The 16,255-nt window shown below is 35.2% G+C and carries 15 protein-coding genes; 10 read left to right on the plus strand and 5 right to left on the minus strand.

The window, feature by feature from the left end; genetic code table 11:
- Window positions 1-330: 330 nt before the first annotated feature.
- Both Q8L85_04330 and Q8L85_04335 read right to left on the minus strand, forming a co-directional pair.
- The gene (locus Q8L85_04330) at window positions 331-822 is read right to left on the minus strand and encodes a hypothetical protein (GenBank protein MDP1723909.1); all 492 of its coding nucleotides are present in this window, start codon (window positions 820-822) and stop codon (window positions 331-333) included.
- A gap of 56 nt (window positions 823-878) precedes the next feature.
- Window positions 879-1,493, minus strand: a complete 615-nt coding sequence (locus tag Q8L85_04335) for a histidine phosphotransferase family protein (protein ID MDP1723910.1) — start codon at window positions 1,491-1,493, stop codon at window positions 879-881.
- Between the two features lie 18 nt (window positions 1,494-1,511).
- Between Q8L85_04335 and Q8L85_04340 the strand changes: the two genes are divergently transcribed.
- The 3 genes from Q8L85_04340 to Q8L85_04350 all read left to right on the plus strand — a co-directional run bounded on the left by Q8L85_04340 (window position 1,512) and on the right by Q8L85_04350 (window position 3,711).
- Complete coding sequence (locus Q8L85_04340) at window positions 1,512-2,432, plus strand: histone deacetylase family protein (GenBank protein ID MDP1723911.1); 921 nt, start codon at window positions 1,512-1,514, stop codon at window positions 2,430-2,432.
- Window positions 2,433-2,558: 126 nt separating this feature from the next.
- Window positions 2,559-2,798, plus strand: coding sequence for an exodeoxyribonuclease VII small subunit (locus tag Q8L85_04345; protein MDP1723912.1), 240 nt, complete (start codon window positions 2,559-2,561; stop codon window positions 2,796-2,798).
- 4 nt (window positions 2,799-2,802) lie between these two features.
- Window positions 2,803-3,711 (plus strand): polyprenyl synthetase family protein, encoded by a 909-nt coding sequence (locus Q8L85_04350; protein MDP1723913.1) that lies wholly within the window; start codon window positions 2,803-2,805, stop codon window positions 3,709-3,711.
- A 134-nt stretch (window positions 3,712-3,845) separates the two neighbouring features.
- Here Q8L85_04350 and Q8L85_04355 read toward each other — a convergent pair whose 3' ends face one another.
- Window positions 3,846-6,260, minus strand: coding sequence for a leucine-rich repeat domain-containing protein (locus Q8L85_04355; GenBank protein ID MDP1723914.1), 2,415 nt, complete (start codon window positions 6,258-6,260; stop codon window positions 3,846-3,848).
- A 349-nt stretch (window positions 6,261-6,609) separates the two neighbouring features.
- Between Q8L85_04355 and Q8L85_04360 the strand changes: the two genes are divergently transcribed.
- The 3 genes from Q8L85_04360 to rpoD all read left to right on the plus strand — a co-directional run bounded on the left by Q8L85_04360 (window position 6,610) and on the right by rpoD (window position 10,870).
- Window positions 6,610-7,071 carry a GatB/YqeY domain-containing protein gene (locus Q8L85_04360; protein MDP1723915.1) on the plus strand — a complete coding sequence of 154 codons (462 nt, stop codon included), beginning with the start codon at window positions 6,610-6,612 and terminating at the stop codon, window positions 7,069-7,071.
- A 2-nt stretch (window positions 7,072-7,073) separates the two neighbouring features.
- On the plus strand, window positions 7,074-8,843 hold the full coding sequence (dnaG, locus tag Q8L85_04365) for a DNA primase (protein MDP1723916.1): 1,770 nt from the start codon (window positions 7,074-7,076) through the stop codon (window positions 8,841-8,843).
- 92 nt (window positions 8,844-8,935) lie between these two features.
- Window positions 8,936-10,870, plus strand: a complete 1,935-nt coding sequence (gene rpoD / locus Q8L85_04370) for an RNA polymerase sigma factor RpoD (GenBank protein ID MDP1723917.1) — start codon at window positions 8,936-8,938, stop codon at window positions 10,868-10,870.
- A 64-nt stretch (window positions 10,871-10,934) separates the two neighbouring features.
- Here the strand turns inward: rpoD and Q8L85_04375 are convergent, their stop codons facing one another.
- Entirely contained in the window at window positions 10,935-11,267 is a 333-nt protein-coding gene (locus tag Q8L85_04375; GenBank protein ID MDP1723918.1) for a hypothetical protein, read from the minus strand.
- A 156-nt stretch (window positions 11,268-11,423) separates the two neighbouring features.
- Entirely contained in the window at window positions 11,424-12,815 is a 1,392-nt protein-coding gene (locus tag Q8L85_04380; GenBank protein ID MDP1723919.1) for a hypothetical protein, read from the minus strand.
- Between the two features lie 269 nt (window positions 12,816-13,084).
- On the opposite strand from Q8L85_04380, the gene Q8L85_04385 reads away from it, so the two are divergent.
- From Q8L85_04385 to Q8L85_04400, 4 genes are all read left to right on the plus strand, one after another.
- The gene (locus Q8L85_04385) at window positions 13,085-13,213 is read left to right on the plus strand and encodes a hypothetical protein (GenBank protein MDP1723920.1); all 129 of its coding nucleotides are present in this window, start codon (window positions 13,085-13,087) and stop codon (window positions 13,211-13,213) included.
- A gap of 433 nt (window positions 13,214-13,646) precedes the next feature.
- Window positions 13,647-14,405, plus strand: coding sequence for a metal ABC transporter ATP-binding protein (locus Q8L85_04390; GenBank protein ID MDP1723921.1), 759 nt, complete (start codon window positions 13,647-13,649; stop codon window positions 14,403-14,405).
- Window positions 14,398-15,261: a metal ABC transporter permease gene (locus tag Q8L85_04395; GenBank protein ID MDP1723922.1), complete on the plus strand. Its 864-nt coding sequence runs from the start codon at window positions 14,398-14,400 to the stop codon at window positions 15,259-15,261. The genes Q8L85_04390 and Q8L85_04395 overlap by 8 nt, the downstream gene beginning before the upstream one ends.
- A complete protein-coding gene (locus tag Q8L85_04400) occupies window positions 15,261-16,196 on the plus strand; it encodes a zinc ABC transporter substrate-binding protein (protein ID MDP1723923.1) in 936 nt (311 codons plus the stop codon). The genes Q8L85_04395 and Q8L85_04400 overlap by 1 nt, the downstream gene beginning before the upstream one ends.
- The last annotated feature ends 59 nt before the right edge of the window (window positions 16,197-16,255 follow it).

Genomic DNA, 16,255 nt, shown 5'->3' on the forward strand with positions numbered 1-16,255 from the left:
CGTTTATCTCCTAAATCTATCAAACCATATTCACTTTCAGACCAATTCATGAATAATGCTCCCTAAAAAGAAAACATTGTTGCAAAAATTATATTAAAAATCAATAGGTTGAAACACTTATGGGTAATGATATGCCCGCGGGACGTAGGAGGTGGAGTTCTTAAATATCAATAAGTTTACATACTTATGGATAATGATATGCCCGCGGCTTGCCGCGGGATCCAGAAAGCTTTAGAAAAAATCCGACAAAAATTTACATTGCACTTCTGCACCATGGACCCCGCGGGACTTGCCACGGGGCGTAGGAGGGGGGATGGGTGCATAGCTTTTTTATTCTGATGGATAAAAAATTTCTATAAGTCCACGTTCTTTGCGACGTTTATTGGCAAAATCAATAATCTCCCTAATGCGTGTTGGTTTGCCATCCAAATAAAATTGTTTTTTTCGATAATCGATCCTTACACCTAATTCTTGAAGTGCAAGCGATACAGGTAGAGAATGTATACTGGAATTTTCATCAAAGTCTTTATGTTCAAATTCTAGGGGTGCATTTAAATGAACCCACAAATCGCTCCCTTTTCCTCCTTTTATGCCTCCTTTTTCGGCAGCATTTCGAACATATTGATTTTTATTGTTTTTATGAGAATTCCCTATAACAACTTTACCATGTGTCACTTTAATAATTTTTTCGAGCACCTCCCCCTTTGGCTTTCGAAGCCCTTTTGCATAACGATATGCGGTCATTGGAGAAGCTGCACCAATCATTTCAGAAAAACGAGCATAGCTTATGTTGTTTAGTTCTAAATAATCATTCAATGTCATAAAGGAATAATAATAAAAAAAAGTATATTTGTCAATTATTGGATATAAATAATGAACTACTTTGACGTAATTCTTATTTCTTCTTTTTGATTTTCAATAATTATTTTTCTATCTAAAACATTATGTAAAAAAAATGTATAATACAATTGTATGTTTTTAGATGTAAGATCTTCTTCTTTAATTGTATTTATATCGGGTATTTGTTTATATTCTGCATCAAGCATCACTTCAAACTGATCTTTTTGATGTTTTGCTGTAATCGTACCGCCAAAGGGAATAATTTCTGTGCTCAGAAGATAAATATTTAAAAACAACTTAGCACTTTCGCCTGTTAAAACAGATTTATCTGATAACGGCACAAAAACAAATGATGTTTCAACATTAAATTTATCGATAATGTTCGCAATTTCTTTAAATGTGTATCCCTCTAACGCATCAGCATTTCCATAGGCAAAACGATAAAGTTGGTGTTTACCCAAAGACGTTTTAGTTGCGCGCTGTATTAAATCTAACGTATTGTAACGCGCAAGATCATTTTCTTTTAATTTTTTTTTCTCAAGACACAAAAGATGATCTACACTTAATTGAAGCGTTCCTAAAGAATTTGCAAGATCATGACAAAATCGAGCATTGAGTAATTCTTGGACTTTTGTTGGCATCGAGTTTTTCATAGAAAGGCCCCTATTGCAATGGCATCAGTTTTGATCATAACACATCTTTTATGTGCCCTTCATTTAGGAAATGCAAAACATCCAGAAAAACCAGAAAGACTTAGTGTTATAACAACACGCCTTGAACAAATGCAGCATCTAAGCTGGCAAGGCGCAACCGAAATCAATATTGAACATTTATATCGTGCCCATGACAAACAATTCGTTGATAACCTCCTTTCTAAAGAAATGATTCAAGAAACGGAATATATTGACGAGGATACGTTTATCTCACAAGGATCTATACTAGCAGCTAAGCTTGCCAGTGGCGCCCTCATACAAGCAGTCGATGAAGTCATGGAAAATAAATTCAAACATGTCTTCTGCGCTATAAGACCACCCGGACATCACGCAACATATGATCAAGCTATGGGATTTTGTTTGCTCAATAATGTTGCAATCGGCGCACTCTACGCAAAAGAAAAATATAAATTAAATCGCATCGCCATTGTTGATTTCGATGTCCATCACGGGAATGGGACGGAAGATATTTTGAAGAGGCACGAAGGTTTTTTATATATATCAAGCCACGGATCACCCCTTTATCCAGGCACTGGTCTTTCCTCATCAGATGACAACATATTCAATGTACCTATGCTCAGCAGAACAGGAAGTCATGAATTCAAAAGAATCTATACAGAGCAAATTTTGCCAAAATTACTTAACTTTAATCCGGAACTCATTTTTATATCTGCAGGTTTCGATGCACATGAAAAAGATCCTTTAGGCAATTTGCGTCTACGCGCAGATGATTATAAATGGATCACTGAACAAATTGTTGATGTCGCTGAAGCAACATGTAATGGAAAAATCATTTCAACTTTAGAGGGAGGATATGATTTAGAAGCTTTAGCAAATAGTGTAGAAGCACATGTTATGGGCTTACAAAAAGACATGTAACCTTACACAAAACACAATTGATTCATTTAATTTTTTTTAAATTAAAAAAAACTTGCATTATTAGCTTGCTGAATTCAAAAATTAGCTTTAAATTTCTCTGAACAACTATTCATTATTAAAAGGTAAATGATGTTGCCTGAAATTAAAAAAATGTCATTTGAGGAAGCGATGAAAGAGCTTGAAGAAATCGTCAAGCGCCTTGAAGATGGACGCGGAAATCTTGAAGAAGCTATCGATATGTATGAACGTGGTATCGGTCTAAAGCAGCATTGCGAGAAAAGATTACGCGAAGCTCAAATGCGCATAGAAAAAATTATGCTTGCTGATGATGGAACCCCAAATGTAGAGGCTTTTGAAAGTGTCTAATAATATGCCCCAATTAAAACTTGTTAATTTCTCAAGATTGCACAAAGCACTTGCAGATTCAGCGCAAGCACTTAATGAAGAAATCAATCGATTGCTTCCAAGCCAAGAAGGCATTGGCGCAAGATTGATTGAATCAATGCGTTATTCATCGCTAAATGGTGGCAAAAGACTTCGCCCCTTTTTGGTCATGACGGCTGCCGATATCTTTAGCGTATCCCCATCTTGCGCCGTTAACGTTGCTGCAGCTTTAGAGCTTTTGCATTGTTATTCACTTGTTCATGATGATTTACCCTCCATGGATAATAGTGATTTACGTCGCGGTAAACCAAGCTGTCATGTCGAATTTGATGAAGCAACTGCTATCCTTGCAGGCGATGGATTATTGACTTACGCTTTTGAAATTTTGACACATCCTAGAACCCATTCTGATCCTGCTGTGCGCGTTGAACTTATTCGACGTTTATCACAGGCTGCAGGACCATATGGTATGGTTGGCGGTCAAATGCTGGACATAGAGTCAGAAAACAAAGAATGGAGCATCGGTGCTGTTACGCGCTTGCAACGTCTTAAAACTGGTGAATTATTTGCCTTTGCGTGTGAAGCTGGTGCCATCTTAGGCAAAGCCCCACAGCCTATTCGCAATGCTTTATTAGCTTATGCGCATGATTTAGGTCTTGCCTTTCAAATCACTGATGATTTATTAGATGTCGAAGCAAGTACAAGCGATAAAAAACATGCACGTCGTTTAGGCGACGAAGGCAAACCTACTTTTGTATCCATTCTAGGTCTTGAAAAAGCGCGACTTCAGGCTAATATTTTAGCTGATCAAGCGATTTCACATTTAGATGTGTTTGATAGCTCTGCAGATTTATTGCGCGATCTTGCACGTTTTATCGTTGAACGCGAAAGTTAATTAATCGAATCCTTAAAACAACAACAAAAATTGCAAGATTTTCAAGATTACTTAACTTTTCTCTTGTTTTCTTGCAATTTTTTATCAAATTTTGTTCTCAAACACCAAGAATTTACTAACTTTTTAACGCTCGACTAGAAAATCGATTTTTTAAGGAGCGCAACATAGCGTTCATCTTTTTCTAATTCAACTCTTAAATTTTGCTCCTTAAATTTAAATTCTTGCCATTTTTGTTTTGCTTTTTCAAAATCTTCCATTTCAAAATCCATAAAATCTTTAACAAGTTCTGTATTTTCACTCAAAAGCCCACGCATTAATCTCAGATGCATAAGATCTCGGCGACCATAATAATAAGTATGAGTCCTAAGAATTTCACGATAGTAAGGCAAAAATTGAATGATATATCCCGCATCTAATTCTATTTCATTTTCAAGAATACCTAGGTCTTGTTCTGATAGATGAAGATCAAGATTTTTTAAAAAAGAAGGATAATGATTTCCCTTATCCAATGAGAAAACAAAAGTTTTCTTTTTAGGAGTATTTTTACAATCATCCCAAAAATAAACCCAAGATGCGTAATCACGTGCAAAAGCTTTTTCAAGTTGTGCATCTGTCGCTTTATCAACACAAGCTAGCCTTTTCCACGAAGTTGCGGAACGACTTTTAATAAATGACATTGCAACATAAATATTAAACAATTCTTCGTCAGTAAGTGAGCTCTGTTTTTCATATGCTTGTTTATAGCATTCTGATAAAAATAGATTTTCAGTTGAGGCTGATATATCATTTTCATAAGACTTAATAAGCCCTATTAAGTTGATATATTGGGATAAATGATTATTTAATACGACCTCATCTTTTTTCATAAAACCAAGCATGGCATTACAATAAGCCATAAGTTCCTCTGGATTATTGGGATAAAAATGACCAGTGTTTTTTAAATTATTATGATTTAAATTAATACCTCGATAAGTAAACCATGAAGTGATAAGATTTTCTTTATTTGATATACATGCTTTCTCATAAAAATACGTCCAATTCCGCATATTCACATTATTATCATGCATATTGCCAAGAATTAAAACAGGATCCTCCAATGTCTCAAGGTTTAACTTTAAAAAAGTATAATGATCTCTATTATCTAAATCCCAATAGCCTCTTTTTTCAGGGGAAAGTGAACCATCATGAGATATATATCCGTCCCATGTTCTTGGATATTCGGTAGCTTGAAACAAACTCGTAAGGCCACCAAAGCTTGCACCATAAAGATATTTTGGAAGTAAGCGCATATCTCTTAAATCCTCATGTATATCTTCAGGATTATTTGTTAATATATTCCAAAAATGATTAATTCCAACTTGTAAAGACTTCATATAATCTTGTTCCATATCTCCTTGAAAAGTATCGCTGTCTATCAAATCGCGTAAGAGCAATTTAATAATCATAACGCCATTTCGCGCCAAATATGCGTTGGAACCATTTAAGTTCTGCATCTTTGAATTATCCGAAAAAAAGTCATCAATATCCCAAGATTTTCCTCCATATACATCTACACGAATAGCTTTAACTTCATTTTCTGGAAAATGAATGCTATAACCGATCGGATATTCCTTTCCTTTCGAATATGTATAGGTTAGTGTGTTACCTCCTTTAATGAGCTGGCCATTCTTGGCTACACCATTCACTGGATATTTACGATTACCTTCAAACTTATCGTGATTCATAATGATTTTAGGAGATTGAAAGCTTCCAAAATAAGGCCTAAATGCATCGCATTGGGCGCCACCTCTTATTTTGGGCGTAGCAGGTCTTAACGTATTGTAAAAATCCTTATATTTTTCTTTGTATGAAAGAGCATCCTTTTTTTTAATAAAAAGTTTTGCTAAATCCATTTTGCCCAAGTGATCACCTTGTCCATTCATTTGGAAAGCAGGATTTTCAAGAATCGTCAAAGTATCCAATTTTTGAAGTTTTGCGATAAAGGATGGCACATTCAAAAGGTTATTTTGATCAAGGTTTAAGTACAATAATTCTGAAAAATATTGGATGACAGCAGGTACAACTTGAAATTTATTACCTTTAAGTGAGAGAGCAGATAATTTTTTTAAATTAACCATTGTTTCTGGAAGATCCGAAAGCCTATTGTGATCAAGATTTATATCATCTAAATCCCTCATATTGCCAATAACTTCAGGCAATTCCATTAATTCGTTATAAGAAAGATCTAAAGTTTTAAGTTTTGACAATTTTTGTATAGCATCAGGAATGAATTTAAGTCCTGCATCACGAACATAAAGATCCGTTAAATTTTCAATATTACAAAGAAGCTCAATTGTCTTTAATGATAATTTTCCTTTTCCATCAAAATAAAACATATTATTTTGAATTAGTTCTTTTTTTATATCTTCATAATACTCATTGTTAACCTCTTGATTTGTATTTTTTATATCATTTTTAAGTTCATCCAAAAACAATTCAATGTTATTTTCATTCGAAAATACATTATTACACAAAAAAATAAAACAAAAAAATGCAATAAAACGTTTCATGATTTCTCCAAAATTATAATTTTTAAATTAAATAATATAATATTAATTGTAATTATTTTTAATATACTTTTCAAGTAAAAATTTTATTATCTTAATTTAAAAAAACCAACAATTTTGACCAGACCACATTAAATAGATAATTATAAAATTAGCGAAAAATGTTACAACTTTTGCTGTTTAACTTGCAAGAATATATATTAACACCAAGATTAAGAGAGACTCTTTTCAAAAACATTCAGCTAAATCTGGATTATGCACTTCACTGTTGAATGTGTGAATTCTTAAATGTACTTTTTGATGATTTAGCGTTATAGTCCTATTCATCGATCAAAATATTCAAGGAATAAACATGTTACGCGAACGTATTAGTTCAGAACTTAAAGACGCCATGCGCGCTCGTGATGAACGTAAAACCTCAACTTTGCGCTTAATTCTTGCAGCGATTAAAGATCGTGATATAGCTGTTCGAAGCGAAGGCAATCACACAGGTATTAACAATACTGAAATTGTTTCACTGCTTCAAAAAATGGTCAAACAACGTCAACAAAGCATCGAACTTTTTAATCAAGGCGCACGTCCTGATTTAGCTGTTCTTGAAGAAAATGAAATCGTTATCATTCAAGATTATATCCCCCAAGCACTTTCAGAAGATGAAGTACGCCAATTAGTACAAAACATTATTGCTGAAATTAATGCTCAAGGCCTTAAAGACATGAAAAAAGTCATTGAAGCTTTAAAAGAAAAAGCTGGCGAACGTGTTGATTTTAGTAAAGCAAGTGCTATTATTCGTGATCTTTTAAGTGCTGTTTAAACATGCGCTTCTCGCCTGAATTTTTAGATGAAATACGTTCCAGGTTATCCCTTGTTGATGTTATAGGCACTAACCTTTCCTTGCGCAAACGTGGCAATTATTACGTTGGTCTTTGTCCCTTTCATCGTGAAAAAACACCTTCTTTTATCGTGACGCCAGATGGCGGGCATTATCATTGCTTTGGCTGCGGTGCACATGGATCGCATTTCCAATATCTAATGTTAATTGAGCATTTATCATTCCCAGAAGCAGTTGAAAAATGTGCACATTTAGCAGGTGTCCCCCTGCCCGTTTCAACCGAACATGAAGCGCAATCAAAATTTTACGAAGAATTATATGCACTGAATCATGATGCCGCTCAATTTTTTACCCAACAACTTTATCTTGCGAAAAATCAAAAGGTTCTTGACTATTGTTTAAACCGTGGTCTTAACAAAGGCACCATGGGGTATTTTGCTTTAGGCTATGCACCTAATGATTGGCACGCCTTGAAAAACAATTTGCTTTCAAAAGGCTATTCGCAAGAATTAATGTTAAAGGCCGGTCTTCTTATTTATAATGAAGAAAAAAAAGTCGTTTATGATCGTTTTCGTGATCGTTTAATGTTTCCTATTTTTGATCACCAAGAACGCATCATTGCTTTTGGTGGCAGGGCCTTAGGTGGACAAGATCCCAAATATTTAAACTCACCCGAAACATTATTGTTTAAAAAAGGCGAGATTCTATACAATCGATCTAATGCACGACGCAACCTTAAATCCGGCAAAAATATTGTTGTTGTTGAAGGCTATATGGACGTCATCACCCTTCATCAATATGGATTTACACAGGCTGTAGCGCCTTTAGGTACAGCTTTTACAGGCGAGCATTTAAAGGCGTTATGGCGTTTTTCACCAGAACCTATTTTTTGCTTTGATGGCGATGAAGCAGGACAAAAAGCACATTTACGCGCTATTGATGTTGCCCTGCCCCATTTATGCGCAGGAAAATCAGCACAATTCCTGATGTTGCCTGAAAATGAAGACCCTGATTCTTATTTAAGAAAATTTGGCGCCCCTCAATTCCAAAAACTTTTAGATCAACCCACTTCACTTTTTAAAAAATTGATCGAATATGAAACAAAAACAACCCCTTCCGACACACCTGAAAGACGCGCGCTTCTTATTTCAAAGCTTCAGGATAAAGGCAAACTTATTCAGGACGCACTCGTTGAAAAATGTTATCAAGATATATTACGTGAACAATTTGGCATGACTCAATTTACTCAAAAACGCAGCTTTACGCCCCCTCGATCAAATGCACCTCGACCAGTTGATCCATCGATGTTTTCAAAAAAACAAGAAGCGGCACTTCTATTAAGCCTTATATCGAACCCTTCTCTTTTAGATTCTTTATTTGAACCCCTTTCTAATGTTTCATTTCAAGAAAAACCCCTTGAAGATATACGCAATCATCTTATTTCTTACGTAAGTCTTGGATCCTCTCTTGAAAAAAGTGATATTGTTGCTTACCTAGAAAAGACTGGAAATAGTAATACATTAAAAGCTATTGAATCTGATGCGTCGCTTAAAACATTGTTTCCTTTCTTACGCAAAGAAATGCATAAAGACCAAGTTCAAAAAGAATGGCATGATATTTATCAACGCTATAAAAATACGCACCCATCTATTGAAAAAAATGCAAATGCACCAGATCTTCTATCAGAAGATGGTTGGACGCAGTTTTTAAAAACACGTGAAGCGCAATTTCTTGAAGAAAATGATGCTTTATAAAGAATTTCGAATTGTTGCTTTGATAAATATCGGTTACGATATAAGTCAAAGCTTTAGTATTAGTTTTATTTTTGCTAAATAAGGACCTATTTATGGCTGTTAAAAAAAATCCTCATACCAATGAAGAAGCGAATGATCGTGAAGAAGGCAGTGAGGAAATAAGCCTTGATACGAGTATAGACTCGATCAAAAAGTTAATCGCTAAAGGTAAAGAGCGTGGCTATGTCACCTATGACGAGCTTAACGAATCATTACCCTCTGACCAATTATCATCCGAACAAATTGAAGACACGCTCGCCATGCTTTCTGAAATGGGCGTTAATGTAATTGACGCGGAAGAAGCAGAAGAATTTTTAGAAGGCCAAGGAACACCAGAAGCAGGCCTTAGTGGTGTTGATACGGATGAATTAGGCAGAACAGACGATCCCGTTCGTATGTATTTACGTGAAATGGGTAGTGTTGAACTTTTATCTCGCGAAGGCGAAATTTCAATAGCCAAACGTATTGAAACAGGTCGCGAGGATATGATTGGTGGTATTTGCGAATCACCGCTTACTATGCGTGCTTTGGTTGATTGGCGCAATGCATTGGTCAATGGCGAAGTCTTATTACGTGACATAATTGATCTTGAAGCAAGTCTTGAAACACCCGAAGAAGCTGGCGTTGATTTAACAGCAAAAGCTGACGAAGAAATAGAAAACGCTGAAGAACCAACATTAGAAGAAATTCCAGAAGGTGACGCTGAAGAAGACGAAGGCGGCATGTCTTTGGCTGTTATGGAACAGACGTTAATGCCTTTGATTCTTGAAAAATTTGATACAATTGCAGAAATTTACGACCAATTAAGAACATTGCAACAACAACGCGTTCACTACCTTCAACAAGGTGAAGCAATCCCTAAAGAAAACGAAAAAAAATACCAGGCATTGCATAAACAACTTGTGACGCTCATGAAAACAGTGCGTTTGAATCATCGTCGTGTTGAAGAATTGATGACGCAATTATCTGAATTAAATCAACATCTAACACGTTGCGAAGGAAGGCTTTTACGCCTTGCCGAAGGTGCTGGTCTTAAACGTGATACATTCCTTAAAACTTATATGGGTAAAGAACTTGATCCACAATGGATTGAAACAATTTCTGGCTTACCAAACAAAGGTTGGAAAAAATTTGTTGAAACCGAAATTGATAGTATTCACGAAATTCGTGGACAAATAGGCGCCGTTTCTGAAAAATCAGGCCTTCCCATTATTGAATTCCGTCGTGTTGTTCAAAGTGTTCAGCGTGGCGAACGCGAAATGTCAAAAGCCAAAAAAGAAATGATCGAAGCGAATTTACGCCTTGTGATTTCATTGGCGAAGAAATATACCAATCGTGGTCTTCAATTCCTTGATCTTATTCAAGAAGGCAATATAGGTTTGATGAAAGCCGTTGATAAATTTGAATATCGCCGTGGTTTCAAATTTTCAACTTATGCGACTTGGTGGATTCGTCAAGCAATCACGCGTTCAATTGCCGATCAAGCACGAACGATTCGTATTCCTGTCCATATGATTGAAACGATTAATAAGCTTGTTAGAACCTCACGCCAAATGCTTCATGAAATTGGACGTGAACCAACCCCTGAAGAGCTCGCAGAACGTTTAGCTATGCCTTTAGATAAAGTACGTAAAGTTCTTAAAATCGCTAAAGAACCTATTTCGCTTGAAACACCGATCGGTGATGAAGAAGATAGTCATTTAGGCGATTTCATTGAAGATAAAAACGTTCTTCAACCTATTGATTCTGCCATTCATTCGAATTTACGAGAAGCAACAACGCGCGTGCTTTCAACGCTTACCGCCCGTGAAGAGCGCGTCTTACGCATGCGTTTTGGGATTGGTATGAATACCGATCATACATTAGAGGAAGTTGGTCAACAATTTTCAGTCACACGTGAACGTATTCGTCAAATTGAAGCGAAAGCGTTACGAAAATTAAAACATCCAAGCAGATCACGTAAGTTGAAAAGCTTTTTAGATAATTAGGATTTTTATACAAAAAATGCTTCCGTGGGATTTTATTACATAATCCCACGAAAACGATAATGGATCATTTGTGCTTCGCATCAGGAATATTAATTTTGAAGGTGTATGACCTACCAGTTAATTTACCTTCATAAGTATAAGTACACACCAATCTATCACCTACAGCTTCTGCAGAATTAACAAGATGAGGGTTTGTATACCCTTTTGATAAACCTTTTTTCACAACCATTTCTTTCATATCACCAACAGGTTCGTAGATACCCATAAATGGATTGTTTTCACCATTAGCTATTGCCCTTGCATCATCATGCGTTATTGTTGGTGGGCATTCAGCGCTTGCATTGTTTATACTGAGACATGTGATCAAGATAAGTGATCCAAAAAGAATCTTTCCCATATTTTCTCTCCTTTAAACCTAAAATTAGCACTATCAATTATTATTAATTAAAAATATTAATTTTAAGTTAAAATAGAACTTAATGTAAATTTTGAATATAAAAAAAGCGCATCTTTTAAGGGATGCGCCTTTTAAAACGAAAGATCAGATTTTTTTTTAATTTAATCCAACAGCATTTTTAAGATAATTAAAAAAGCCAGTTTTAAATTTTGATTGCTCTACTTTAACCTTGTCTTTAATTACTTTTCTTTCTTTTTTTATTTCTTTCATATAACCTTCAATTGCAGCTTTTTTTTCTTTTTCATGCGTGTCTTTCAACATACCCTTAAAAAAGTCATAAGAAGCATCTAATTGATTTAAGTCAATTTTCAGAATATTCATATCATCGAAGGCACCAAAATGATTAGGTGTTTTATCGCCCAACAAAGCTTTGTAATGAACAATTGAATCTTGAACATATTTACGATAATCAGCCTCTTCCCTTGTTAAACGGAAGATAGTTGGCGAAAGTGCAAGATAATAATTTTTCATATTATGCACACCAAAAGTAAGATCTGGAAGACCGCTTTCACCAATATAAAAAGACGTTCCAACATGTTCAGAATATATTTTCGGAACTGACGGCACTAAATCACGCTTATGCGCAAATCTAAGAATATTATGTTGTCCGCCCATGCCTCTTTCAACTTTTCGAGCAGAATCATAATTATAAACTTGTGGTGAAGCAAATGTTACATTTTCAACAATAAAACGTGATACTTCTTTCGCTAATTCTGTTTGACGTAAAATACGTCTCATGTCATTGGCAGCAATCGTTGACAAGGCACCACCTAAAGAGTGACCAGTAGTTGTTACACGCAACGGTTTTGGATTTGTTGTAATGTCATTAAAATGTGTGGATAATAACTCTCTGAATTGAGGTAAGAATTCATCAATACCTTCTAAATAAGCGCGTGCAAATCCACCATGTATATTTAACTTTGTTCCATCAGGTGCATTTAAAGCACCAAGAGGATCTTGACCTTTAAATTTTGTAATATTGAGATTAATTTTTGTCCAATCATCATTATTGTCTTTATCGACTGTACCTTTATACGCCAACACTAAATGATTTTCAGCTTTATTATAAAGCAAAATAGCTGAATGCACAGGTGTCGTTTTAAGATTTCTTTTTAAAATACCTAGAAGTTCATAGCCTTTACGATTCAAAGATGCCAATTTAGAATTAACTTCACTTGTAATTGCTGTAAAATCAAGACGTTGATCCGTATACGCTATACTACATAAAGTTGCATAGAACAAAATGTCATCTTCAGTTGATCTTGAGTAAAGAGTGTTCTCGTTTGGTGCAATTTCGTATATTCTATTAAATCCGCTATAAATATGATCTAATTGTGTTTTAATTTGCTCTTCATAAAGGGCTTTATAATTATCTAAAGCATTTTGATTTGCTTCCATAATATACGCATCTTCTTCATTGGAAAAAGAAACATTAGGTGATAATGAAGCAAAAGTAAGCATTGATATTGTTAAAAATATTTTTTTCATTTTAAGATTCCTCGTTTGTTCATCTAAAATATATGGTATATAAAAAAAATTAATAAATTATTAAGACGAATATATAATGTCTTAATATAGTCATTATATGTCAACTTATATGACATTGTCAATAGATTTTAACAAACTTCTTTATACTGATTATGCTGCCGATATATCTTTTATCCTAAAATTACCATTCCTACTCACATTGAAAAAAAACAATTGAACACCCATACTATGATTTATAAGAGAACATATTTAAAATAAAGGATATTAAAATGAATTTAAAACAAAGAATAATCACAACTATTGTTTTACTTGCTATGCTAGCGTCAACTATTATGGCTGCTGCCAACGCCACCAATAAAGAGCCTCACATTGAATTCATTTTATTAAAAACATCTTAAAAATGAATGAGTATTAACAATAAGTTATAATAAACACTGTCAATACAACGGAATTTAAAGAAGAACAACAAAAAAAATAACAACGTTTAGAAGATAAAAATATCCAGCCATAAAAAAATCAGTTTACAGATCTCCCCCCCCCCAATTGAGAATGAGTTGCATTTTCAATTGGGTTAGGTCATAATAGCTTATGTTCGATAGAACGATGAATTATAACCATGTTATTTCAAAATATGGGTAGACATATAAGTGATGAAACAAGCTGCGTGTATTTCTTCATACACAAGAATTGCAAATCCCGAAATGTGACACCCTCCACACTTTGAAAGAAAAGGGTATTTATGAATTTATTTACAATGGGTGTACCCCAACGTTTAACATACACAAGTATCGTCCTCCTTATGGTCTGGGCCTCGCTTTATTGGGCGATTTTATGCTAGATACGTCTCCAAAAAATATCATCAACATCGATAATGTTTCTTTTTCTTATGCACAGCATAAAGTTCTTAAAAACATTACGCATTCCTTTACAAAAGGTAGCCTTACGGCCATTATCGGCCCAAATGGTGGTGGTAAAAGCACTTTATTGAAGCTTATCATGGGGATATTAACGCCCTCTCAAGGCAATATTCATTTTTCATCCATTAATAGAAATCACATTACATATCTGCCGCAACTTACTGAAATTGATCGACAATTCCCTATCAACGTTAAAGATATCGTCGCTATGGGCTTATGGCAACAAAATGGTGTTTTCCACTCATTTTCTAAAAACGACCATCTTAAAATTGAACAGGTTTTAGATCATGTTGGTCTCGTTGGTTTTGAAAATAGACATGTTGGTGCCCTTTCAGGCGGCCAATTTCAACGTGTTCTTTTTGCGCGCGCAATGTTACAAAACGCAGATGTTTTCCTGCTTGATGAACCTTTTGCAGCCGTTGATACGGCCACGTCTGAAATTTTAATGCGACTTATTCGTGATTGGTTCGCTGCCGGAAAGACGATTATTGCTGTCTTGCATGATTATGATATTGTGAAAGATTTTTTCCCTGAAACCGTTCTTATTGGCAGATCCATTATTGCCTCTGGCAAACCAAATGATGTCTTAACGACAGATATTCTTCTTAAAGCCCATCAAATGGTTGAAAACGCCCTTGATCATGAACGAATCGAAAGCAATACAGATGCTTAATGCCTTATATGCCTTTTGGATTGAACCTATTGCTGAGTTTATGTTTTTAAAAAAAGCACTCGTTGGTGTTTTTGTTTTATCCATTGGTAGCGCACCTATTGGTGTTCTTCTTATTTTACGCCGGATGAGCCTTATGGGCGATGCTTTATCCCACGCTATTTTACCAGGTATTGCCATTGGTTTTTGGATAGCAGGATTTTCACTGACCGCAATGACTATTGGTGGATTGGGCGCAGGCACTGTGCTTGCTATACTTGCGGGTATTGTAACGCGCAAAACCAAATTAAAAGAAGACGCGACTTTTGCAGGCTTTTTTATATTATCACTCGCTTTAGGCGTCATGCTTGTTTCCTTAAAAGGCAGTAATGTTAATTTAATGCATGTCCTTTTTGGCAATATTTTAGCACTTAACAAAGAATCACTCATCCTAATCGGTGTTATGACTAGCCTTACATTAATTATATTATCGATTATTTATAGACCGCTTATCATCGATTGTTTTGATGGTGGTTTTTTACGCGTCGTTTCAAAATCAGGCGGCATCTATCATGTGTTGTTCCTCGTCCTTGTTGTTATGAGCCTTGTAGCCTCTTTTCAAAGCCTTGGCACCCTTCTTGCCTTAGGCCTTATGATGCTGCCGGCAATTTCAGCAAAATTATGGTCCAACCATATTGGTCATTTATTTTTACTTTCGATCTTTTTTGCCTTGAGCTCTGGTTATTTAGGACTTATACTGTCCTATCATTTTGGTTTACCTACGGGACCATTGATTATCTTAATGGCGGGTGTGTTTTATATTTTCTCGATCTTCTTTGGTCGAGATGGTGGTATCTTTAGATTTGTATTGGCGCGGTAATGAGAATTTTATTTTTTCTAGTCTTTTTTTTGAGTATTAACGCAAGTTTTGCTGAAACCCATAAACTTAAAGTTGTTGCAAGCTTTAGCGTTATAGGCGACATGGTGAATCAGATTGCCGCCGATAAAATTGACTTATTTACAATTGTTGGCGCCAACATGGATGCCCATATTTACGAACCGAAACCCCAAGACTTAAAATCACTGAAAGAAGCTGATCTATTGATTTTAAATGGTTTTGGCTTTGAATCCTGGATCGAAAAAATCATTGAATCCTCTGGGTTTAAAGGCAAAAAAATTATCGCAAGCAATGGTGTCAATCCTTTGTTTTTTAATGTTAAAAACACAAGTCAAAAAATCACTGATCCACATTGCTGGCATAGCCTTCCTAATGGCAAACATTATGTTACGAACATCATGAATGCTCTTAAAGAAATTGACGCGCAAAACGCTGTTTTTTATGAACAAAATGGCAAAGCGTATCTTCAGAAATTAGACGATTTAGATACAGAACTCAAAGACACCCTTAAAGAAATTCCTGAAAGCAAACGCGTTGTTATTACCTCTCATGACGCATTTGAGTATTTAGGCAAAGAATATGGCGTGAAATTTATTTCACCCTTAGGTGTCAGCACCGAGGCCGAGCCATCTTCCAAAGAAATCGCTGATATCGTACGTCGCATTAAAAAAGATAATATTAAAGCCGTTTTTGCTGAAGCTACGACTGATCGTCGTTTGGTCGAAACAATCGCCTGTGAATCTGGTATCACGATTGGTGGAGAGCTTTATTCAGATGCATTATCAGGCACAAAAGATTGTGGTGATAGCTATATATCGATGGTAAGAAGCAACTTATTATCCTTAAAAGCGGCTTTATCAGAACAAAACAATAAAGAAAAGCAGAAAAACAGTCAAAAAGGTTGTAGTTTAAAATAAAAACATATAGAATGTTAGCAATTTAGATTGTTATTATTTTGATACATCATCTCGTTCTT

This window comes from Alphaproteobacteria bacterium (assembly GCA_030680745.1).
GTDB lineage: Bacteria > Pseudomonadota > Alphaproteobacteria > JAUXUR01 > JAUXUR01 > JAUXUR01.